Source organism: Pseudomonas sp. FW305-3-2-15-E-TSA4 (genome assembly GCF_058787295.1).
Map to the genome: position 1 here is coordinate 148301 of NZ_JBYSZP010000017.1, position 19976 is coordinate 168276.

18 protein-coding genes are annotated in these 19976 nt (G+C 60.2%); 7 read left to right on the forward strand and 11 right to left on the reverse strand.

Going from position 1 to position 19976, the window contains the following annotated elements:
* Window positions 1–95 precede the first annotated feature (95 nt).
* From AC3WMV_RS22965 to gcl, 7 genes are all read right to left on the reverse strand, one after another.
* Entirely contained in the window at window positions 96–920 is an 825-nt protein-coding gene (locus AC3WMV_RS22965) for an ion transporter (protein WP_103369706.1), read from the reverse strand.
* 21 nt (window positions 921–941) lie between these two features.
* Window positions 942–1856 carry an urea transporter gene (locus AC3WMV_RS22970; protein WP_103369707.1) on the reverse strand — a complete coding sequence of 305 codons (915 nt, stop codon included), beginning with the start codon at window positions 1854–1856 and terminating at the stop codon, window positions 942–944.
* Window positions 1857–2055: 199 nt separating this feature from the next.
* Entirely contained in the window at window positions 2056–3471 is a 1416-nt protein-coding gene (pyk, locus tag AC3WMV_RS22975; RefSeq protein ID WP_007961656.1) for a pyruvate kinase, read from the reverse strand.
* Entirely contained in the window at window positions 3468–4742 is a 1275-nt protein-coding gene (locus AC3WMV_RS22980) for a glycerate kinase type-2 family protein (RefSeq protein ID WP_027613940.1), read from the reverse strand. The genes pyk and AC3WMV_RS22980 overlap by 4 nt, the downstream gene beginning before the upstream one ends.
* Before the next feature lie 149 nt (window positions 4743–4891).
* On the reverse strand, window positions 4892–5785 hold the full coding sequence (locus AC3WMV_RS22985; protein ID WP_003222962.1) for a 2-hydroxy-3-oxopropionate reductase: 894 nt from the start codon (window positions 5783–5785) through the stop codon (window positions 4892–4894).
* Window positions 5786–5946: 161 nt separating this feature from the next.
* Window positions 5947–6729 (reverse strand): hydroxypyruvate isomerase, encoded by a 783-nt coding sequence (hyi, locus tag AC3WMV_RS22990; RefSeq protein WP_095050211.1) that lies wholly within the window; start codon window positions 6727–6729, stop codon window positions 5947–5949.
* 176 nt (window positions 6730–6905) lie between these two features.
* Window positions 6906–8681 carry a glyoxylate carboligase gene (gene gcl, locus AC3WMV_RS22995; RefSeq protein WP_103369708.1) on the reverse strand — a complete coding sequence of 592 codons (1776 nt, stop codon included), beginning with the start codon at window positions 8679–8681 and terminating at the stop codon, window positions 6906–6908.
* 269 nt (window positions 8682–8950) lie between these two features.
* On the opposite strand from gcl, the gene AC3WMV_RS23000 reads away from it, so the two are divergent.
* A complete protein-coding gene (locus AC3WMV_RS23000) occupies window positions 8951–9391 on the forward strand; it encodes a GlcG/HbpS family heme-binding protein (RefSeq protein ID WP_027613943.1) in 441 nt (146 codons plus the stop codon).
* Window positions 9392–9602: 211 nt separating this feature from the next.
* Window positions 9603–10061, forward strand: a complete 459-nt coding sequence (locus AC3WMV_RS23005) for an REP-associated tyrosine transposase (RefSeq protein ID WP_103369713.1) — start codon at window positions 9603–9605, stop codon at window positions 10059–10061.
* Window positions 10062–10161: 100 nt separating this feature from the next.
* On the opposite strand, the gene AC3WMV_RS23010 is transcribed toward AC3WMV_RS23005, so the two are convergent.
* Window positions 10162–10770 carry a TetR/AcrR family transcriptional regulator gene (locus tag AC3WMV_RS23010; RefSeq protein ID WP_034151540.1) on the reverse strand — a complete coding sequence of 203 codons (609 nt, stop codon included), beginning with the start codon at window positions 10768–10770 and terminating at the stop codon, window positions 10162–10164.
* 134 nt (window positions 10771–10904) lie between these two features.
* Here AC3WMV_RS23010 and AC3WMV_RS23015 point away from each other — a divergent pair, with 134 nt between their 5' ends.
* Window positions 10905–11819: a DUF808 domain-containing protein gene (locus AC3WMV_RS23015; protein WP_103369709.1), complete on the forward strand. Its 915-nt coding sequence runs from the start codon at window positions 10905–10907 to the stop codon at window positions 11817–11819.
* A 173-nt stretch (window positions 11820–11992) separates the two neighbouring features.
* Here AC3WMV_RS23015 and AC3WMV_RS23020 read toward each other — a convergent pair whose 3' ends face one another.
* Together AC3WMV_RS23020 and AC3WMV_RS23025 are read right to left on the reverse strand one after the other, a co-directional pair.
* A complete protein-coding gene (locus AC3WMV_RS23020; protein ID WP_007969640.1) occupies window positions 11993–12781 on the reverse strand; it encodes an MlaA family lipoprotein in 789 nt (262 codons plus the stop codon).
* Window positions 12774–14072, reverse strand: coding sequence for a serine/threonine protein kinase (locus AC3WMV_RS23025; protein WP_027613946.1), 1299 nt, complete (start codon window positions 14070–14072; stop codon window positions 12774–12776). Before AC3WMV_RS23025 ends, AC3WMV_RS23020 begins: the two co-directional genes overlap by 8 nt.
* Before the next feature lie 223 nt (window positions 14073–14295).
* On the opposite strand from AC3WMV_RS23025, the gene AC3WMV_RS23030 reads away from it, so the two are divergent.
* Window positions 14296–14664 carry a hypothetical protein gene (locus tag AC3WMV_RS23030; protein WP_103369710.1) on the forward strand — a complete coding sequence of 123 codons (369 nt, stop codon included), beginning with the start codon at window positions 14296–14298 and terminating at the stop codon, window positions 14662–14664.
* 107 nt (window positions 14665–14771) lie between these two features.
* On the opposite strand, the gene AC3WMV_RS23035 is transcribed toward AC3WMV_RS23030, so the two are convergent.
* Window positions 14772–16367 (reverse strand): glycoside hydrolase family 17 protein, encoded by a 1596-nt coding sequence (locus tag AC3WMV_RS23035; RefSeq protein ID WP_103369711.1) that lies wholly within the window; start codon window positions 16365–16367, stop codon window positions 14772–14774.
* 288 nt (window positions 16368–16655) lie between these two features.
* Between AC3WMV_RS23035 and AC3WMV_RS23040 the strand changes: the two genes are divergently transcribed.
* The 3 genes from AC3WMV_RS23040 to AC3WMV_RS23050 all read left to right on the forward strand — a co-directional run bounded on the left by AC3WMV_RS23040 (window position 16656) and on the right by AC3WMV_RS23050 (window position 19780).
* Window positions 16656–17507 carry a glycine betaine ABC transporter substrate-binding protein gene (locus AC3WMV_RS23040; protein WP_027613949.1) on the forward strand — a complete coding sequence of 284 codons (852 nt, stop codon included), beginning with the start codon at window positions 16656–16658 and terminating at the stop codon, window positions 17505–17507.
* 306 nt (window positions 17508–17813) lie between these two features.
* Window positions 17814–18125: a DUF485 domain-containing protein gene (locus AC3WMV_RS23045; protein ID WP_041072887.1), complete on the forward strand. Its 312-nt coding sequence runs from the start codon at window positions 17814–17816 to the stop codon at window positions 18123–18125.
* Entirely contained in the window at window positions 18122–19780 is a 1659-nt protein-coding gene (locus AC3WMV_RS23050) for a cation acetate symporter (protein WP_103369712.1), read from the forward strand. The genes AC3WMV_RS23045 and AC3WMV_RS23050 overlap by 4 nt, the downstream gene beginning before the upstream one ends.
* Window positions 19781–19976: the final 196 nt, after the last annotated feature.

Consider the following 19976-nt stretch of genomic DNA (forward strand, 5'->3'; position numbering starts at 1 on the left):
TTGTTGTGTCGGTGATAACGGTCGGGGGTGATACCGTTTTGCCAGCGACTATAGCCGGGCTGGCATAGTCGTTTAAAGATTAAAAAGCTCTTTGCTTATTCCACTTTCTTAAACAGCTGACTGCCGCACCGCGAGCAAAACGCTGCGTTCTGTTCATGGCTGTTTTTCTTGCACACCGGGCAGTCATGTTGCAGCTGTTCGCCGCGCATGGCGTTGGCCAGTTCTGCAGTGAAAATCCCGGTGGGCACGGCGATGATCGAGTAACCGGTGATCATCACCAGCGACGAAATCACCTGGCCCAGCGGGGTCTTCGGCACGATGTCGCCGAAGCCGACGGTGGTCAACGTCACGATAGCCCAATAGATGCCTTTGGGGATGCTGGTGAAGCCATGTTCCGGGCCTTCGATCACGTACATCAGGGTGCCGAACACCGTTACCAGGGTGCAGACGCTGACCAGAAACACCACGATCTTCTGCTTGCTGCCACGTAGCGCCGACATCAGGTAGTTGGCTTGCTTGAGGTACGGGCTGAGCTTGAGCACCCGGAAGATCCGCAGCATCCGGATGATGCGGATGATCAGCAGGTACTGCGCATCGCTGTAATACAGCGCCAGAATTCCGGGCACGATCGCCAGCAGATCCACCAGTCCGTAGAAACTGAAGGCGTAGCGCAACGGTTTCGGTGAGCAATACAGGCGCAGGATGTATTCACCGAGAAAAATGACGGTGAAACCCCACTCGATGTAGGCCAGCACATTGGCGTAGTTCTGGTGAATGCTGTCGATGCTGTCGAGCATCACCACCACCAGGCTGGCAAGGATGATCAACAGCAAGGTGCCGTCGAAGCGCCGCCCGGCGAGGGTGTCGCTCTGGAAAATCATCACGTAAAGCCGTTCGCGCCAACTGTTGCTGCTGTCCATGGATAACGCCTGAATTGAAGATCAGCGCAGCCTAGGTTGATTGTCCCCCTGTGCGCAAGGCGTGACGTCGACGGCCGCTTTGCCAAGCATCTGGATCCCGGCGCGGATCAGCCAGCAAGCGAGGATGAACGGCGCGGTCAGCGTCGCCAGACCGAGAGCGACGAACAGCGGGGTGACCAGCAGCGCAAGGACGATGCCCAGCAGCGGCAACCACGGTTGCTGGCGCTGCGCACTGAAGGCGAGGGCGGCGAGTACCGCGTTGTAACTGCCCAGTCCCAGCAATGCCGCGCCGGTTTCGTGGTGCAACAGACTGGACGCAAGGCCGATGGCTGACGCGAACAATGCCCAGCAAAAGGCGCGGCGATCAGCGATCAACAAGCCAATGGCGATCAATGCGCCGGCCAGTGGATGATCAAGGAACATCACCTGACCCAGTCCACGCAACTCAGCGGCGAGCAAATTCAGCGTGTTCATCTCGATGTGCGCTGTCGGCGCGGATGGCTCGGCGAACAGCAGCAAGATCCAGCCGATGGCCACGAACGGCGAGGTGTAAGCCGGTATCGATCGATTGCGGTACACGTGTTTGAGCCATTGCTGAGTGAGCATCGCACTGACGCCGCCAGCCGCCAGAATCAGCGGCGGCAGCAGCGGTGACCAGGGGAAATACAGACTCAGCAACAAGCCGAGCAGCACGCCGTTGTAGCTGAACAAACCGGCCTGACGATCAGCCTTGGCATAGTTACGTCGCTGTGCAGTGAGCAATCCAGCGACCGCCCCGAGCAGCGCGCCGGCAAACAGCACCGGCGCAGTGAGCAGGATCGCCAGCAGGCACAACAGGCCGCATAGCGGGTGGCGCTGAAGAAATATCTGACTGAAACCGTTGAGCAAAGCCTCGGCCCAGTCGGGGCAGTGGGTGTTGAAATGATTGGCAGGCATGCTGAAAAAATCTGGGCAGTTGGAAAATCAAAAGGTCTTGCTTACCTGTGGTGAGGGGATTTATCCCCGATGGGCTGCGAAGCGGCCCCCAATCGGGGAGTGCGGTTTTTCTGTGAAAACCGTCACTCTCTTGAAAGCGGTGACTGCTGCGCAGTCAATCGGGGATAAATCCCCTCACCACAGGGTTCAGTCGCAATCGTCAGATCAATGTTTCGATCCGCAGCGAGTTGGTCGATCCCGGCTGCCCGAACGGCACACCGGCGGTGATCAGCAACGTATCGCCACGCTCGGCCATGCCTTGCGCCTGAGCGATTTCCAGCGCGGTCGAACACACTTCATCGACCTGACGCAGGCGATCGTTGACCACCGAATGAATACCCCACGCCACGCTCAAACGTCGTGCCGTCTGCAGGTTCGGCGTCAGGTTGAGGATCGGCGCTTTCGGCCGTTCCCGCGCGGCACGCAACGTCGAAGCGCCCGACTCGCTGTAGTTGACCAGCACTGCCACCGGCAGCACATTGCTGATGCGGCGGATCGCGCAGCTGATGGCATCGGACACCGTTGCCTCGGCTTTCGGTCGGCTGACATCGAGTTGGGTCTGATAATCCGGGCCGTTTTCCACTTGGCGAATGATCTTGCTCATCATCTGCACCGCTTCCAGCGGGTATTCGCCGGACGCGGTTTCGGCCGAGAGCATCACTGCATCCGCGCCTTCAGCCACAGCGTTGGCCACGTCAGTGACTTCAGCACGGGTCGGTGCCGGGGAGAAGCGCATCGATTCGAGCATCTGCGTCGCCACCACCACCGGTTTGCCGAGTTCGCGGCAGGTGCTGATGATGTTCTTCTGGATCTGCGGCACGCTTTCCGCCGGCACTTCGACACCGAGGTCACCGCGCGCCACCATGATCGCGTCGCTCAGTTCGGCGATTTCGCGCAGTTGTTCAACCGCTGACGGCTTCTCGATTTTCGCCATCAGAAAGGCCTTGTCGCCGATCAGTTCGCGGGCCTCGAGAATGTCTTGCGGACGTTGCACGAACGATAGCGCCACCCAGTCCACGCCCAGCTCCAGACCGAAGCTCAGGTCGCGGCGATCCTTGGCGGTCAGCGGGCTCAAATCGAGCACCGCCTGCGGCACGTTCACGCCTTTGCGGTCCGACAGTTCGCCACCGTTGAGCACGGTGGTGTCGATCGCGTCGGAGTATTTGCTGACCACGCGCAGGCGCAGTTTGCCGTCATCCAGCAGCAGATCCATGCCGGCTTCCAGCGCGGCAATGATCTCCGGATGCGGCAGATTCACCCGGCGTTCATCGCCGGGTGTGGCGTCCAGATCGAGGCGGAACGCCTGACCGCGATGCAGTTGCACCTTGCCGTCGGCGAACTTGCCGACGCGCAGTTTCGGCCCCTGCAAATCCATCAGGATCCCCAGCGGATAGTTGAGCTGGCGCTCGACTTCGCGGATCCACTGATAGCGCTTGGCGTGGTCGGCGTGATCGCCGTGGCTGAAGTTCAGGCGGAAGATGTTGACCCCGGCCTCGACCAGTTCACGGATGTCTTCGATGCCATCGACGGCAGGCCCGAGGGTGGCGAGGATTTTGACCTTTTTATCAGGCGTCATGATTTGCAGTTCTCAAGGATCAGGATGGCGCGGAAGTCGTTGACGTTGGTGCGGGTCGGCTCGGTGACGATCAGCGCATCGAGCGCCTCGAAGTAGCCGTAACCGTTGTTGTTATCCAGCTCGTCGCTGGCGCTCAAACCGAGGGCGGCGGCGCGGGCGTAGCTGTCCGGGGTCATGATCGCGCCGGCGTTGTCTTCTGAACCGTCGATGCCGTCGGTGTCACCGGCCAGCGCGTAAACGCCGGGCTGGCCCTTGAGGCTGTCGGTGAGGCTGAGGAGGAATTCGGCGTTGCGCCCGCCGCGACCATTGCCGCGCACGGTGACCGTGGTTTCGCCGCCGGAAAGAATCACGCACGGCGCCGCCAACGGCTGACCATGGTTGATGATCTGCCGAGCGATGCCGGCGTGGACCTTCGCCACTTCACGTGACTCACCTTCCAGGTCGCCAAGGATCAATGTGCTGAAACCGGCCTGACGGCATTTCACCGCCGCTGCATCCAGCGATTGCTGCGGGCGGGCGATCAACTGGAAATGGCTGCGAGCGAGGCTCGGATCACCGGGTTTGACCGTTTCCGATTCCGGGCTTTGCAGCCAGTTGCGCACCGACGCCGGGACTTCAATGTTGTAGCGCTTGAGGATCGCCAGCGCTTCGGCCGAAGTGCTCGGGTCGGCCACGGTCGGGCCGGAGGCGATGACCGTGGCGAGGTCGCCCGGCACATCGGAAATTGCGTAGGTGTAGACGGTGGCAGGCCAGCAAGCCTTGCCGAGGCGGCCGCCCTTGATCGCCGAGAGGTGCTTGCGCACGCAGTTCATCTCGCCGATGGTCGCGCCGGATTTAAGCAGGGCTTTGTTGATCGACTGCTTGTCGGCCAGGGTGATGCCTTCGGCTGGCAGCGCGAGCAGGGCAGAACCGCCGCCGGACAGCAGGAAGATCACGCGGTCGTCTTCAGTCAGATTGCTGACCAGTTCCAGCACGCGATTGGCCACGGCCAGGCCGGCAGCGTCCGGTACCGGATGCGCGGCTTCGACCACTTCGATTTTTTCGCACGGAGCGCCGTGACCGTAACGGGTCACCACCAGACCGGATACTTCACCCTGCCAGCAGCGCTCGACCACCTGGGCCATGGCGGCTGCGGCCTTGCCGGCGCCGATGACGATCACCCGACCCGTGCGATCGGCAGGCAGATGGGCTTCGAGGACTTGGTTCGGATGGGCCGCGTCGATGGCTGTGGCAAACAGCTCGCGCAGCAGTTGTTGCGGATCGACCGACATGGCGGGCTCCCGGAATTCTTGTTATTCGAAAGGGCAACTCAGATCACTGTAGGAGTGAGCCTGCTCGCGATTCAGGCGGCGCGGTGTATCAGGTACACCGAGATGAATTCATCGCGAGCAGGCTCACTCCTACAGGTTTGATGAAGGCTTTATTTTTTGTCGCGAATCGAGAAGTTGGCCATGTGTTCCAGACCCTTGATCAGCGCCGAGTGGTCCCAGTTGCTGCCACCGATGGCCGCGCAGGTGCTGAACACTTGCTGGGCGTTGGCGGTGTTCGGCAGGTTGATGTTCAGTTCCTTGGCACCTTGCAGGGCCAGGTTCAGGTCCTTCTGGTGCAGGCTGATACGGAAGCCCGGATCGAAGGTGCCTTTGATCATGCGCTCGCCGTGCACTTCGAGGATCTTCGACGAAGCGAAACCGCCCATCAGCGCTTCACGCACCTTGGCCGGATCAGCACCGTTTTTCGAAGCGAACAGCAGGGCTTCAGCCACGGCCTGAATGTTCAGCGCGACGATGATCTGGTTCGCCACTTTGGCGGTCTGACCGTCGCCATTGCCACCGACCAGGGTGATGTTCTTGCCCATGGCCTGGAACAGCGGCAAGGCGCGTTCGAAGGCATCGGCATCGCCACCGACCATGATGCTCAGGGTCGCAGCCTTGGCGCCGACTTCCCCACCGGACACTGGCGCGTCGAGGTATTGCGCGCCTTTCTCGTTGATCTTCTTGGCGAAGGCTTTGGTGGCGGTCGGCGAGATCGAGCTCATGTCGATCACGACTTTGCCTTTGCCGATGCCGGCAGCGACGCCGTCGGCGCGGAACAGCACGTCATCGACCTGCGGGGTGTCCGGCACCATGACGATGATGAATTCAGCTTCCTGCGCCACTTCGCGCGGGTTGGCCAAGGCGACGGCGCCAGCGGCGACCAGATCGGCTGGAGCGGCGTCGTGGTGCGCCGACAGGAACAGGCTGTGACCGGCTTTCTGCAGGTTCGAAGCCATTGGGTGGCCCATGATGCCGGTGCCGATAAATCCGATTTTAGCCATGAGAAAATCCTCTTGTTTTTGTCTTGCTCAAGCGAAATAGGGGGTGTTGCTTTGGGTGGGAGCGGGCTTGCTCGCGAATGCGGTGGAACATTCAATATCCGTGTTGACTGAACCACCGCATTCGCGAGAAAGCCCGCTCCCACAGGTTTTTTGCAGTGTTCTTAAATTGCGTTGTGGGTTTTCAGCCAGCCGAGGCCTGCTTCAGTGGTGGTCAGCGGCTTGTACTCGCAACCCACCCAACCTTGATAACCAATGCGATCCAGGTGTTCGAACAGGAAGCGGTAGTTGATCTCACCGGTGCCCGGCTCGTTGCGCCCCGGGTTGTCCGCGAGCTGCACGTGGTTGATCTCGCCCAGGTGCGATTGCAGGGTGCGGGCCAGATCGCCTTCCATGATTTGCATGTGATAGATGTCGTATTGCAGGAACAGATTGGCGCTGCCGACCTGCTCGCGAATCGACAGGGCTTGCGCCGTGTTGTTCAGGTAGAAGCCCGGGATGTCGCGGGTGTTGATCGCTTCCATCACCAGTTTGATACCCGCCGCCTGCAGCTTGTCGGCTGCATATTTGAGGTTGGCGACGAAGGTTTTTTCCACGGTGGCATCGTCCACGCCTTGCGGACGGATACCGGCCAGGCAGTTGACCTGGGTGTTGCCCAGCACTTGCGCGTAGGCAATCGCCAGATCGACCCCGGCGCGGAACTCTTCAACGCGATCCGGCAGACACGCGATTCCGCGCTCGCCCTTGGCCCAGTCACCGGCCGGCAGGTTGAACAGCACTTGGGTCAGACCGTTGGCATCGAGCCTGGCCTTGATTTCGGCAGAGCTGAAGTCGTACGGGAACAGGTATTCCACACCACTGAAACCGGCCTTGGCGGCGGCGTCGAAACGGGCAAGGAAATCCTGTTCGGTGAACAGCATGGACAGGTTGGCAGCGAAACGCGGCATGGTGGTCTCCTAAAACGGTTTTGACGCGGGTGGTCAGACTAAACCAATCAGTCCCCTCTCCAGGGGGAGAGGGTTAGGGTGAGGGGGGAATCAGGGTTGGCCCCAAATTCCCCGAACGACACAAAATCGCTCCCTCACCCCAGCCCTCTCCCGGAGGGAGAGGGAGCCAGTTACGTTCAGTCGAGCAACGAAATCGCCGTTGGCGCGTCGTTGCCGACCAGTGCCAGGTCTTCGAATTCGTTGACGGCGTTGATCTCGGTCCCCATGGAGATGTTGGTCACACGCTCCAGGATGATCTCGACAATCACCGGTACCTTGAACTCTTCGATCATTTGTTCGGCCTTGCGCAGGGCAGGGGCGATTTCCGATGGTTCGAACACCCGCAGCGCTTTACAGCCAAGGCCTTCGGCGACTGCGATGTGGTCGACACCGTAACCGTTGAGTTCCGGCGCGTTCAGGTTATCGAAGGACAGCTGCACGCAGTAGTCCATTTCGAACCCGCGCTGGGCCTGACGGATCAGCCCCAGGTACGAGTTGTTCACCACGACGTGGATGTAAGGCAGTTTGAACTGAGCGCCGACCGCCAGCTCCTCGATCATGAACTGGAAGTCATAGTCCCCCGACAGGGCCACGACTTTCCGGCTCGGATCGGCCTTGACCACGCCCAGCGCTGCCGGAATGGTCCAGCCCAACGGCCCGGCCTGACCGCAGTTGATCCAGTGACGCGGCTTGTAGACGTGCAGGAACTGCGCGCCGGCAATCTGCGACAGACCAATGGTGCTGACGTAGCAGGTGTCCTTGCCGAACACCTGGTTCATCTCTTCGTAAACGCGCTGCGGCTTGACCGGCACGTTGTCGAAGTGGGTCTTGCGCTGCAGGCTGGCCTTGCGCTGCTGGCAATCCTGCAGCCAGGCGCTACGGTTTTTCAGCTTGCCGGCGGCTTGCCATTCACGGGCGACTTCGATGAACACGGTCAGCGCGGCAGCGGCGTCGGAGACGATGCCCAGATCCGGAGTGAACACGCGGCCGATCTGCGTGCCTTCGATGTCAACGTGAATGAACTTGCGGCCTTCGGTGTAGACATCCACCGAACCGGTGTGGCGGTTGGCCCAACGGTTACCGATACCCAGTACCACGTCGGATTTCAGCAGCGTGGCGTTGCCGTAACGGTGCGACGTCTGCAGACCGACCATGCCGACCATCAGCGGGTGATCGTCCGGAATGGTGCCCCAGCCCATCAGGGTCGGGATCACCGGAATACCGGTCAGCTCGGCGAACTCCACCAGCAGATCGCTGGCGTCGGCGTTGATGATGCCGCCACCGGCCACCAGCAATGGACGCTCGGCCTGATCAAGCAGGGCCAGAGCCTTCTCGACCTGAATGCGGGTCGCGGTTGGCTTGGCCAGTGGCAGCGGCTGGTAGGCGTCGATGTCGAATTCGATTTCAGCCATCTGCACGTCGAACGGCAGGTCGATCAGCACCGGGCCCGGACGGCCGGAGCGCATTTCGTAGAAGGCTTTCTGGAACGCGTAAGGCACCTGGCCCGGTTCCAGAACCGTGGTCGCCCACTTGGTGACGGGCTTGACGATGCTGGTGATGTCGACCGCCTGGAAGTCTTCCTTGTGCATACGGGCGCGGGGTGCCTGGCCGGTAATGCAGAGGATCGGAATCGAGTCGGCCGAGGCGCTGTAGAGCCCGGTGACCATGTCGGTACCGGCCGGGCCGGACGTGCCGATGCACACGCCGATGTTGCCGGCCTTGGTGCGGGTGTAACCCTCGGCCATGTGCGACGCGCCTTCGACGTGGCGAGCGAGGACGTGATCGATGCCACCGACTTTCTGCAGGGCGGAGTACAGCGGGTTGATCGCAGCACCCGGAATGCCAAAAGCGGTATCAACCCCTTCACGGCGCATCACCAGAACGGCGGCTTCGATTGCTCTCATTTTGCTCATGGTTTTGTGCCTCTTTACGTTTTGTAATTGTATACAAGTGGCTTTGCGCAGAGTGTATTCACGGCGGACGGCGCAGGTCAATCCATTTTCTCAAGCGCCTGTTTCATTCGTCGAAAGCCCGGTTCTACTGTGGCTTTTCGTCGCATGTGGCGCTTTTCGAGAATTATTGTATACAAAAAAATAATTCATTGTGTTCTATTTGTGGCATCGGGCTGCGGCACTTAAGCGCAGCCCCACGACTTTCCCAATAACAAAATGAGGACGGCACCATGAGCGCTTTAACCTTGAAAGTCGCAGTCAACCTGGTCAACGAAGCCATCAGCACCGGGCGCGGGATCAACGCCGCGCCGCTGACCATCGCGGTACTCGATACCGGCGGCCACCTGATCACCCTGCAACGCGAAGATGGCGCCAGCCTGCTGCGCCCGAACATCGCCATCGGCAAAGCCTGGGGCGCCATCGCCCTGGGCAAGGGCTCACGCCTGCTGGCGCTGGACGCCCAACAACGCCCGGCCTTCATTGCCGCACTCAACAGCATGGGCCAGGGCAGCGTCGTCCCGGCTCCGGGCGGGGTGTTGATTCGTGATCAGGCGGGGAATGTGCTGGGGGCGATCGGGATTAGCGGCGATCTGTCGGATATTGATGAGCAGGTGGCGATCAAAGCGGTGGAGGCGCTGGATTTGAGGGCGGATGCGGGGGTGGCTGCTTGATTTTGTAGCGGATGATTAACCGCCTTCGCGAGCAGGCTCACTCCTACAAGGGATCTTGGTTGGACACAAAATGTCTGAACACCACAAACCCCTGTAGGAGTGAGCCTGCTCGCGATAGCTCTCTCCCAGAAACATCCAGCCAAGAGTCTGTCCCATCAACTTGAGCACGCAGAACTAGTCTTCTCATGAGCTGATCATGGGAGGCAAAGGAATGCCTGATCTACCCGCTGCACACCGATTGCGAGCCGGTCGCTATGCCGAGCCCAATCGAATCTACCTACTGACGACCAACACTCTTGATCGCAAACCGATCTTTGCCGATTTTGCTTTGGGCCGATTGGTGGTTCATCAATTTCGGCGTGCACAAGATCTCGGCTTGGCGAACTCACTGGCGTGGGTGGTAATGCCAGATCATTTTCATTGGTTAATCGAATTACAGAGCGGGTCTTTGAGCGAACTGATGCAAAAGACCAAGTCGCTAAGTACCAAAGCGGTGAATCAGGCTACCGGTAGAAATGTTGGCCTCTGGCAAAGAGGGTTTCATGACCGGGCACTGCGGCGGGAGGAGGATTTGGTGAAGATGGCAAGGTATGTCGTCGCCAACCCTTTGCGGGCTGGTCTGGTGGAGAAGCTTGGGGATTATCCGCTGTGGGATGCGATTTGGGTTTGAGCCGAAACTGTGTTGCCTCGATCGCGAGCAGGCTCACTCCTACATTTGGAATGCGTTTCCCTGTAGGAGTGAGCCTGCTCGCGATGGCGTCAGCGCGGTCTCACTGATCCGGCTCACACCCTTTCAACACCAGCCGAATAATCGTCTGTGCCGCCGCCTCGTAATCCGCCTCGTCGAGTTTGTCCTTGCCGGTGACCGCAGAGATCTGCCAGTCGAAATCGGCGTAGGTCTGGGTCGCGGCCCAGATGCTGAACATAAGGTGGTTGGGGTCGATCGGGGCGATCTGGCCGCGGTCGATCCAGCTCTGGATGCAGTCGATGTTGTGCTTGGCCTGGCTGTTGAGCTGCTCGACCAGGTCGGCGCTCAGGTGCGGGGCGCCGTGCATGATTTCGCTGGCGAACACCTTGGAGGCGAAGGGCAGGTCGCGGGAGATGCGGATCTTCGAGCGGATGTAGCCGCTGAGCACTTCGCTCGGTACGCCGTCCGGGTTGAACGGGGTCGAAGCCTGCAGGATCGGCACGATGATGCTTTCCAGGACCTCGCGGTAGAGGTTTTCCTTGGATTTGAAGTAGTAGTAAACGTTGGGCTTGGGCAATCCTGCCTTGGCGGCGATGTCGCTGGTTTTGGTCGCAGCGAAGCCCTTGTCGGCAAATTCCTCACTGGCGGCACGCAGGATCAGTTCTTTGTTGCGCTCGCGGATTGTGCTCATAAACCCGGTGGTTCCTTGCCTGTTCTGGCGGTTGCGCATGGTAGCACCGGCCTCGCGCATGGCTCAAGAATGCCCCGTGTGGCCCGCAGTCGCGGTATGCTGCGCAGCATTATTCACATAAGGAAACAAGATTCATGGCAGGAAGCAGTTTGCTGGTGCTGATCGACGATATTGCCACCGTTCTGGATGATGTGGCGTTGATGAGCAAAATGGCCGCGAAGAAGACCGCCGGCGTACTCGGCGATGACTTGGCGCTCAATGCCCAGCAAGTCTCCGGCGTGCGCGCCGAGCGGGAAATTCCGGTGGTCTGGGCGGTCGCCAAGGGCTCGTTCCTCAACAAGCTGATCCTGGTGCCCTCGGCCCTGGCGATCAGTGCGTTTGTGCCGTGGCTGGTGACGCCGCTGTTGATGGTCGGCGGCGCGTACCTGTGTTTCGAAGGTTTCGAGAAGCTCGCGCACAAGTTCCTGCACAGCAAGGCTGAAGATGACGCCGACCACGCGCAACTGAGCGCGGCGGTGGCCGAGCCGACCACCGATCTGGTGGCTTACGAGAAGGACAAGATCAAAGGCGCGATCCGCACTGACTTCATCCTCTCGGCGGAAATCATCGCCATTACCCTTGGTACCGTGGCCGACGCATCGCTGAGCCAGCAAGTGATCGTCATGTCCGGCATCGCTATCGTCATGACCGTCGGTGTTTATGGCCTGGTGGCCGGCATCGTCAAACTCGACGATCTGGGCCTGTGGCTGACCCAGAAATCGGGTGCAGCCGCCAAAAGCATCGGCAATGCAATCCTGCGCGCCGCCCCGTACATGATGAAAGGCCTGTCGGTGATCGGCACGGCGGCAATGTTCCTCGTCGGTGGCGGCATCCTCACCCACGGCGTTCCTGTGCTGCATCACTGGATTGAAAGTGTCGGTGTGGCGGCCGGTAGCGCCGGGTTCGCAGTCCCTGTGCTGCTCAATGGCGTGGCGGGGATCATCGCGGGCGCGGCAGTGCTGGCGGTGGTTTCGGTGGTCGGTAAAATCTGGCGCGCAATCAAAGGCTGAACACAATAACCCTGTGGGAGCGAGCCTGCTCGCGAAGGCGTCGAGTCAGCCACCCCCTTCGGGTCTGAGACACCGCATTCGCGAGCAGGCTCGCTCCCACATTGGATTTCAGTGATCCATGAAAAAGGGCCATTCGACTCGCATCGAATGGCCCTTTTTTGTTGTCGCTGAGGTTACTCGGCAATCTGCAACTTGCGCGACTCGGTGTAGACGTAACGCACTTTCTCGTATTCGAACGGCGAGTTCATCTGGCCGTAGCGGAAGTTGGTCTGGTAGCGCTTGTCGACCGCACGCAGGGCCCAGATTTCCGGGTGGTTGGAGCTGACTTCCGACACGTTCAGGTAGTTGATCGCCGATTCGGCGGTGTAGTCCACGGCCAGGCCGGCGGTATCGCGAATGTTTGACGGGCCGAGGATCGGCAAGACGAAGTAGGCACCGCCCGGTACGCCGTAGAAGCCCAGGGTCTGGCCGAAGTCTTCGCTCTGGCGCGGCAGGCCCATGGCGGTGGCCGGATCCCACAGACCGGCAATGCCGATAGTGGTGTTGAGCAGCAGCCGCGCGGTGGTTTCCATCGAGCGCTTGCCCTTGAACTGCAGCAGGCTGTTGACCAGGTTCGGCACGTCGCCAAGGTTGTTGAAGAAGTTGCTCACCCCGGTGCGCAGGAAGCTTGGCGTCACGTAGCGATAACCGTCGACCACCGGCAGGAACACCCATTGGTCGAAGCGGTAGTTGAAGTGGTAGACGCGGCGGTTCCACGACTCCAGCGGGTCATAGACGTTGAGTGCGTTGAGCGTCGAGCGCTCGAACTCACGCTGGTCAAGCCCCGGGTTGAACTTGAGTTTGGACAGCGGCTCCTTGAAGCCATCGCTGTCGACCACCACCGGCGCGTTGGCTTTGCTGTTGTCGGCCTGGGCCACGCCTGCACTGAGGAGCGCTGCAATCAGCAGGAGATATTTAGCCACGGAAAAACTCCAGCATGGCGTCGCTGTTGACGCGGTAGTTAAGGTTGCCGCAATGGCCGCCCAGTGGGTAAACGGTCAGGCGATCGCCAAAGGTCTTGCGCAGGAAGCCGAGGTCGCCAGGGCCGAGGATCACGTCATCAGCATTGTGCATGACGGCGATTTTCGGGCTGTCGTGCAGGTAATCCTTGAGTGCGTACAGGCTGACCTGATCGATCAGTTGCAGCAGGCTGCCGCCGTCAGTGCGCGCGCGCCACATCGGAATCACTTGTTCGGTCAGGTAGCAGTCGAAGTCGCATTGCAGCGCACGCTTGAGGAACGGCGTGAGGCTGGTGCCTTCGGTGATCGGGAATTTCGGCGGGGTGATCAGGCCACGACGGTTGATCAGGTCGGAGGTGAAGGCAATGTCTGCCGCCGAGAAACGGAACGAAGTGCCGATCAGCATCGCCATCTGTTCGTTGGTCAGGTGCTGCTTCGACTGCTGGAAGTCGTAGAGCAGGGCGTCATTGAGGTCGATGTAGCCTTTCTGCTGGAAGTAGCGGGTCAGCTTGTTCAGCACCAGTTCATAGAAGGTGGTGCTGTTGTTGATGCCCTTCACCTCGGTCTGTACCAGCTTGTCGAGGTTGCTGATCGAGGTGTAGAGGTTGACCGGCGGGTTGAGCAGCAGGACTTTCTTGAAGTTGAAGCTGCGTCGGGTCTCGTCCAGATGCGCGACGAACGCGGCATCCAGCGCGCCGAGGCTGTAGCCGCTGAGGTAGTACTCGGTGACCGGCAGTTTCGGATGCTGCGCACGCACGGCCTGCATCACCCGGTACATGTCTTCGGCGTCTTCCTTGGTGATGCCCGGGGTGGCGAAGCGTGAAGCGGCGCTGATGAAGTCGAAGCTGGTGGGCGACGACAGCTGCACGACGTGGTAGCCGGCCTTGTAGTAGAGCTTCTTCAGGTACTCGTTGAGCGTGCTGTCATAGCGCGCGCCGGTACCGGCGATCAGGAAGATCAGCGGCGCCGGTTTGTCCTGCTCGGCGATGCGGTAGGTGAGTTTTTTCACCGCCCAGAAATTGTCCGGGAGGATGAAGGCCCGTTCCGGGCGCAGGGTGATGCTGTGGTCGGACTGATTGATCTCGTCGTTCGACGGCAACTCCGGGCGCAGGTCCGGTGGCGTGGTGGCGATGGTCGCCTCGAACGGGTTGGTCAGGGGATAGCCATAACTGGCGGCATCGATATCCACCGCCAGTGCGGACGCACTCAGAATAAGGCCGCTGAACAGCGCGGCGAAGCGCAAGGAACGGAGCATGACTGGATCCCTTAAAGGAAGGTGCCGAATGAAGTTCGCAGGCTATGACCACCGGGCTCGCGCCAAAGTGCCATGCCTCGGCACCAAACAGGCAGAATTCGGAGTAATAGTAGCTGGACGATACACTTTGCAAGGCGCGGATGACCAGTTAACAGTTGTTAGTGCTTGCCAATGCGTGCGGGCAGATTAAGCTGGCCGCCGATTTCGTTGATTGGAGAGATTCATGTCCCACCGCTTGCCCGTGATTCTGTTGCTCGTGCTGTTGCCGATGTGGCTGGCCGCCAGTTATGGCGTGCGTTATGGCTTCATGGAAGATGGGCAGTGGGTCGGCATCTGCGTCGATGAAGCGAGCCGTTGGGAATGCTCGGTGCGTTCGAACCTGGGGCTGATGATCCACTTCAAGGTGTTGGGCTGGACCGCGCTGGGTGCGGCGCTGCTGGGTTTTGTGCTGCCCGGGCGGGCAGGGTGGTGGCTGGCGGTGCTGGCGCTGGTGTTCGGGTTGCCGGCGCTGGCGTTGTACAACACGACGTTGGCGGTGTTTGCGGTGGTTATTGGCGGGTTGCGCCTGGTCCGGGCGTCCCGCAGCGCCTGACAGTCAGCATTCGCGAGCAAGCCCGCTCCCACAGGGGATTTGTGAACGCCACAGATCAAATGTGGGAGCGGGCTTGCTCGCGAAGGGGCCAGACTGGCCTCGGGAGATCAGCCTTTGCGAACCCGCAGGCAGCGCCACAGCGCCGCCACCATCAACCCGCTGACCAGCGCCCAGCCCCACGCCTGCTGATTCAACAGTCCTTCTTCATACAGCTGCGGCGCAATGCCGGCACCGATGATAAAGGTCAGCAGGGCAATTTCCCGGCGCGGTACGCTGACCGGACGGCATACGTACACCAGCGCCGGCAGAATGAACGCCATGCTGGCGAAACTGCGATAACGCGCGTCGAACACCATCTCCAGCATCATCACCGCCGCCGCAAAACCGGCCACGGCAACCAGCCATCCAGCACGCCGTTCCAGCAGATTGAACGCGCGTTCACGCCAACCCTGACGGTTGCTCAAGGTCAGCGCGGCATGCGCCAGCACCAACAGATTCAACGCTGTCAGCAAGCCGACCCACAGCCATTCGCTGGCAAACCGCGTGGTCACTCGCGCCAGATCGCCCCAGGCGCCGATAGAGCAGGCTGCAACTGCCGCAAGCAGGGGCAGAACCAACGCCGATTGCGTGGTGCGAACCCGGCCGCCGAGTAGCAGCGTGCCGAGGAAAATCAGCCCACCGACGCCCAGCCATTCCTTCCAGTACGGCACATTGGTCACTGGCCCGGCGAGCACGCCCTTGTCCTGGCGATCGGCGTCGAACAGGCCCCAGTAACCGCCGACCGCACCTTCGCTGCCCCGTTTCCATGGCTGGTCGAACGCTTCGATCAGGTTGTAATGCCAGCCTTCCTTCTCGGCCATCGCGACAAAACCGCGAATGAACTTGGCCTCGTTGACCCGGCTCGGCAGGGCGGTCTCACGCTGCCGGCCTTCACTGGGCCAGCCGGTCTCGCCGATCATCACGTCCTTGGGCGCGAATTTGTTGCCGAACACCTGACGCACATCCGCCACGTGTTGCAGAGCGACGTCGATGTTTGACGGGTCATCTTCCCAGTACGGCAGCAAGTGAATGGTCAGGAAATCCACCGCCGGCGCGACTTCCGGGTGTTTGAGCCAGAACTCCCAGACATCGGCATAGGTGACCGGTTGTTTGACCTGGCTTTTGACCTTGTTGATCAGCTTCGCCAGTTGCGCGCCGGTGACTTCCTTGCGCAGCAAGGCTTCGTTGCCGACGATCACCGCACTGACCACGTCCGGGTTGGCGTTGGCCGAGGCGATCAGCAGGTCGACTTCTTTCTCGGTGTCCACCGGGTTGCTGTTGACCCAGGCGCCGATCATCAACTTCAAACCGTGCTTGCGCGCCAGATCCGGCAGGGCTTCGAGGCCGGTCATCGAGTAGGTGCGGATGCATTCGAAGCGCGTCGCCAGCAGGGCGAGGTCGGCGTCCATGCGCTCCGGGCGCAGCTTGAACGGCACGTCGAACGGCGACTGGTCCTTGTCGAATGGCGTGTAGGAGGCGCATTGCAACTTGTGCGTCGGGGTCGCGGCGTCCGGCAGGATCACCGGTTTGCCGAGGCCGTACCAGAAGCCGCCAAGGGCAAACAGGCCGAGCAGGCAGGCGAAGAGATAAGGAACAAACGGGAAGCGGGAAGTCGCGGACATGGTTAGGCCGAGTGGCTGCAAAGCGACGCATGTTACCTGCATTTATCCGCGGGTTGGTGGCCTGCATGATTTGCACATGCAAAGTTCGGGCGGATTGTCTGGCGCCAATTATTCAGAGGTGATTAATGGCCTTCTGATGTCGTTTCTCGGTGTATTGAGGTCGCTGACAGAGCAGGTCGCTGCGGGCGTCAGGCCGATGATCGAAAGCGTCAGTACTCCACTGGCATTCGAGCGAGTTTGCGGTCAGGCGTGATGGGGGCGCTGTGCACCATAACAATACGTTGACGATGCCCGGCATCCGTCGGGCGCAGCATTTCGGGGAAGTAAACGATGAAGATGCGACGACTTTTAGGCGCAGGTGCCGCTCTGGTGCTTGCGATGAGTTCCACATTCGCCAGCGCTGAAAAACAGACCCTGAACATCGGTTACGTTGACGGCTGGTCCGACAGCGTCGCGACCACCCACGTGGCGGCCGAGGTGATCAAGCAGAAACTCGGCTACGACGTGAAGCTGCAAGCCGTCGCCACCGGGATCATGTGGCAGGGCGTGGCCACCGGCAAACTCGACGCGATGCTCTCGGCATGGCTGCCGGTGACCCACGGCGATTACTGGACGAAGAACAAGGATCTGGTCGTCGATTACGGCCCGAACTTCAAGGACGCGAAAATCGGCCTGATCGTGCCGGAGTACGTCAAGGCCAAATCGATCGAAGACCTCAAGACCGACGACACCTTCAAGAACCGCATCGTCGGCATCGACGCCGGTTCAGGCGTGATGCTCAAAACCGATCAGGCGATCAAGGATTACGGCCTCGACAAATATACGCTCAAGGCCAGTTCCGGCGCCGGCATGATTGCCGAGCTGACCCGTGCCGAGAAGAAGAACGAATCGATTGCCGTCACCGGTTGGGTGCCGCACTGGATGTTCGCCAAGTGGAAACTACGCTTCCTCGACGACCCGAAAGGCGTGTATGGCGCGGCTGAAACCGTGAACAGCATCGGCAGCAAAGAACTCGCTACCAAGGCTCCGGAAGTCGCCAAGTTCCTGAAAAACTTCCAGTGGGCGTCGAAAGACGAGATCGGCGAAGTCATGCTGGCCATCCAGGACGGCGCCAAGCCTGAAGCGGCGGCCAAGGATTGGGTCGCCAAACACCCGGATCGCGTGGCTGACTGGACCAAATAACTCCGCTCAACGCAGCTCCCCTGTAGGAGTGAGCCTGCTCGCGATAGCGTCCTTTCAGTTGATACAAATGTCGACTGATACAACGCCATCGCGAGCAGGCTCACTCCTACATTTGTTTCTGGGCAACCCTCACCTGCAGGGTTTACGGCTGTTTCAAAGCCTCTTTCCAACTCTTTCGGCTAATTACCGTCCAAAAATTGGCGAAAACGTCATGTCGTTCTAATACTAAGGTCGTCTGGAACCCGTTCCGCAGCCGCATACAGTGGATACGTTCCAACAATAATCTGTGCTGCGAGGATAAAAACAATGAACGACAGCATTTACCTCTCGATTCAAAACAGCCCGCGCTTCAAGGAGCTGGTGCGAAAAAGAGAAAAGTTCGCCTGGATACTCTCGGCGATCATGCTCGGGCTGTACTCCGGATTCATCCTGCTGATCGCATACGGGCCGCAAGTGCTCGGGGCGAAACTCAGTCCCGGGTCGTCGATTACCTGGGGTATTCCGATTGGTGTCGGTCTGATTGTCTCGGCCTTCGTCCTGACCGGTATCTACGTGCGACGCGCCAATGGCGAGTTTGACGACCTGAACAATGCGATTCTCAAGGAGGCTCAGCAATGATCCGGCGTCTACTGGCTCTTTTGAGCATCGCAGCGTTCGCTCCAGCCGTCTGGGCCGCTGACGCCTTGACCGGCGAAGTCCACAAACAACCGCTCAACGTTTCCGCGATCGCCATGTTCGTGGTGTTCGTCGGCGCCACCTTGTGCATCACCTACTGGGCGTCCAAGCGCAACAAGTCGGCCGCCGACTACTATGCGGCGGGCGGCAAGATCACCGGGTTCCAGAACGGTCTGGCGATTGCCGGTGACTACATGTCGGCGGCGTCCTTCCTGGGGATTTCCGCGCTGGTGTTCACCTCCGGCTACGATGGCCTGATCTATTCGATCGGCTTCCTGGTGGGCTGGCCGATCATTCTGTTCCTGATCGCCGAGCGCCTGCGTAACCTGGGTAAATACACCTTTGCCGACGTGGCGTCCTACCGCCTCGGGCAAACCCAGATCCGCACCCTGTCTGCCTGCGGTTCGCTGGTAGTGGTGGCGTTCTACCTGATCGCGCAAATGGTTGGTGCCGGCAAGCTGATCCAGCTGCTGTTCGGTCTCGACTACTACGTGGCGGTGATTCTGGTCGGTATCCTGATGTGCATGTACGTGCTGTTCGGCGGCATGCTGGCGACCACCTGGGTGCAGATCATCAAGGCGGTGCTGTTGCTGTCCGGTGCCTCGTTCATGGCGCTGATGGTGATGAAGCACGTCAACTTCGACTTCAACATGCTGTTCTCCGAAGCGATCAAGGTTCACCCTAAAGGTGAAGCGATCATGAGCCCGGGCGGTTTGGTGAAAGATCCGATTTCGGCGTTTTCCCTCGGCCTGGCCCTGATGTTCGGTACTGCCGGCCTGCCGCACATCCTGATGCGTTTCTTCACCGTGAGTGATGCGAAAGAAGCGCGCAAGAGTGTGCTGTACGCCACCGGCTTCATTGGTTACTTCTACATCCTGACCTTCATCATCGGCTTCGGCGCGATCCTGCTGGTCAGCACCAACCCGGCTTTCAAGGATGCGGCGGGCGCTCTGCTCGGCGGCAACAACATGGCGGCGGTGCACCTGGCTGACGCGGTGGGTGGCAGCATCTTCCTCGGCTTCATCTCGGCGGTAGCGTTCGCGACCATTCTGGCGGTGGTGGCCGGTCTGACCCTGGCCGGTGCCTCGGCGGTGTCCCACGACCTGTATGCCAGCGTGATCAAGAAGGGCAAGGCCAACGACAAGGATGAAATTCGCGTGTCGAAGATCACCACCATCGCCCTGGGCGTGCTGGCGATCGGTCTGGGTATCCTGTTCGAGAGCCAGAACATCGCGTTCATGGTCGGCCTGGCGTTCTCCATCGCGGCGAGCTGCAACTTCCCGGTGCTGTTGCTTTCGATGTACTGGAAGAAGCTGACCACCCGCGGTGCGATGGTCGGTGGCTGGCTGGGGCTGGTGAGTGCGGTGGGGCTGATGATCCTTGGTCCGACCATCTGGGTGCAGATTCTGCATCATGAGAAGGCGATCTTCCCTTACGAGTACCCGGCGCTGTTCTCGATGGTGATCGCGTTCATCGGGATCTGGTTCTTCTCGATTGCCGACAAGTCCGCAGCAGCCGAGAACGAGCGGGCGCTGTTCTTCCCGCAGTTTGTGCGTTCACAGACTGGCCTTGGGGCGAGCGGGGCGGTTTCGCACTAAGTTCTGGTTACGTGGTTTGAGTGAAATGCCCTGGTTGAGAGATCGGGGCATTTTTTTTGTGGGCGGTTTCGGGCTCGGGCCCTGGTGGTTATTGAGTACATATCCGTTGCTGCGGTAACGGCTGCTTAGGGTTCCGCCCTTACGGCGGGTCACTTTTTCCAGACGCCGAAAAAGTAACCAAAAAGGCTTTACCCTG

Bases quoted from the DNA above. Each gene is read 5' to 3' on its own strand.
- AC3WMV_RS23010 (WP_034151540.1), bottom strand. From the start codon at position 10,770: ATGAGCACAATCCGCGAGCGCAACAAAGAACTGATCCTGCGTGCCGCC.
- AC3WMV_RS23040 (WP_027613949.1), top strand. From the start codon at position 16,656: ATGAAGATGCGACGACTTTTAGGCGCAGGTGCCGCTCTGGTGCTTGCG.
- AC3WMV_RS23050 (WP_103369712.1), top strand. From the start codon at position 18,122: ATGATCCGGCGTCTACTGGCTCTTTTGAGCATCGCAGCGTTCGCTCCA.
- gcl (WP_103369708.1), bottom strand. From the start codon at position 8,681: ATGAGCAAAATGAGAGCAATCGAAGCCGCCGTTCTGGTGATGCGCCGT.
- AC3WMV_RS23045 (WP_041072887.1), top strand. From the start codon at position 17,814: ATGAACGACAGCATTTACCTCTCGATTCAAAACAGCCCGCGCTTCAAG.
- AC3WMV_RS23030 (WP_103369710.1), top strand. From the start codon at position 14,296: ATGTCCCACCGCTTGCCCGTGATTCTGTTGCTCGTGCTGTTGCCGATG.
- AC3WMV_RS23025 (WP_027613946.1), bottom strand. From the start codon at position 14,072: ATGCTCCGTTCCTTGCGCTTCGCCGCGCTGTTCAGCGGCCTTATTCTG.
- AC3WMV_RS22980 (WP_027613940.1), bottom strand. From the start codon at position 4,742: ATGTCGGTCGATCCGCAACAACTGCTGCGCGAGCTGTTTGCCACAGCC.
- hyi (WP_095050211.1), bottom strand. From the start codon at position 6,729: ATGCCGCGTTTCGCTGCCAACCTGTCCATGCTGTTCACCGAACAGGAT.
- AC3WMV_RS22985 (WP_003222962.1), bottom strand. From the start codon at position 5,785: ATGGCTAAAATCGGATTTATCGGCACCGGCATCATGGGCCACCCAATG.
- pyk (WP_007961656.1), bottom strand. From the start codon at position 3,471: ATGACGCCTGATAAAAAGGTCAAAATCCTCGCCACCCTCGGGCCTGCC.
- AC3WMV_RS23015 (WP_103369709.1), top strand. From the start codon at position 10,905: ATGGCAGGAAGCAGTTTGCTGGTGCTGATCGACGATATTGCCACCGTT.
- AC3WMV_RS22965 (WP_103369706.1), bottom strand. From the start codon at position 920: ATGGACAGCAGCAACAGTTGGCGCGAACGGCTTTACGTGATGATTTTC.
- AC3WMV_RS23000 (WP_027613943.1), top strand. From the start codon at position 8,951: ATGAGCGCTTTAACCTTGAAAGTCGCAGTCAACCTGGTCAACGAAGCC.
- AC3WMV_RS23035 (WP_103369711.1), bottom strand. From the start codon at position 16,367: ATGCAGGTAACATGCGTCGCTTTGCAGCCACTCGGCCTAACCATGTCC.
- AC3WMV_RS23005 (WP_103369713.1), top strand. From the start codon at position 9,603: ATGCCTGATCTACCCGCTGCACACCGATTGCGAGCCGGTCGCTATGCC.
- AC3WMV_RS22970 (WP_103369707.1), bottom strand. From the start codon at position 1,856: ATGCCTGCCAATCATTTCAACACCCACTGCCCCGACTGGGCCGAGGCT.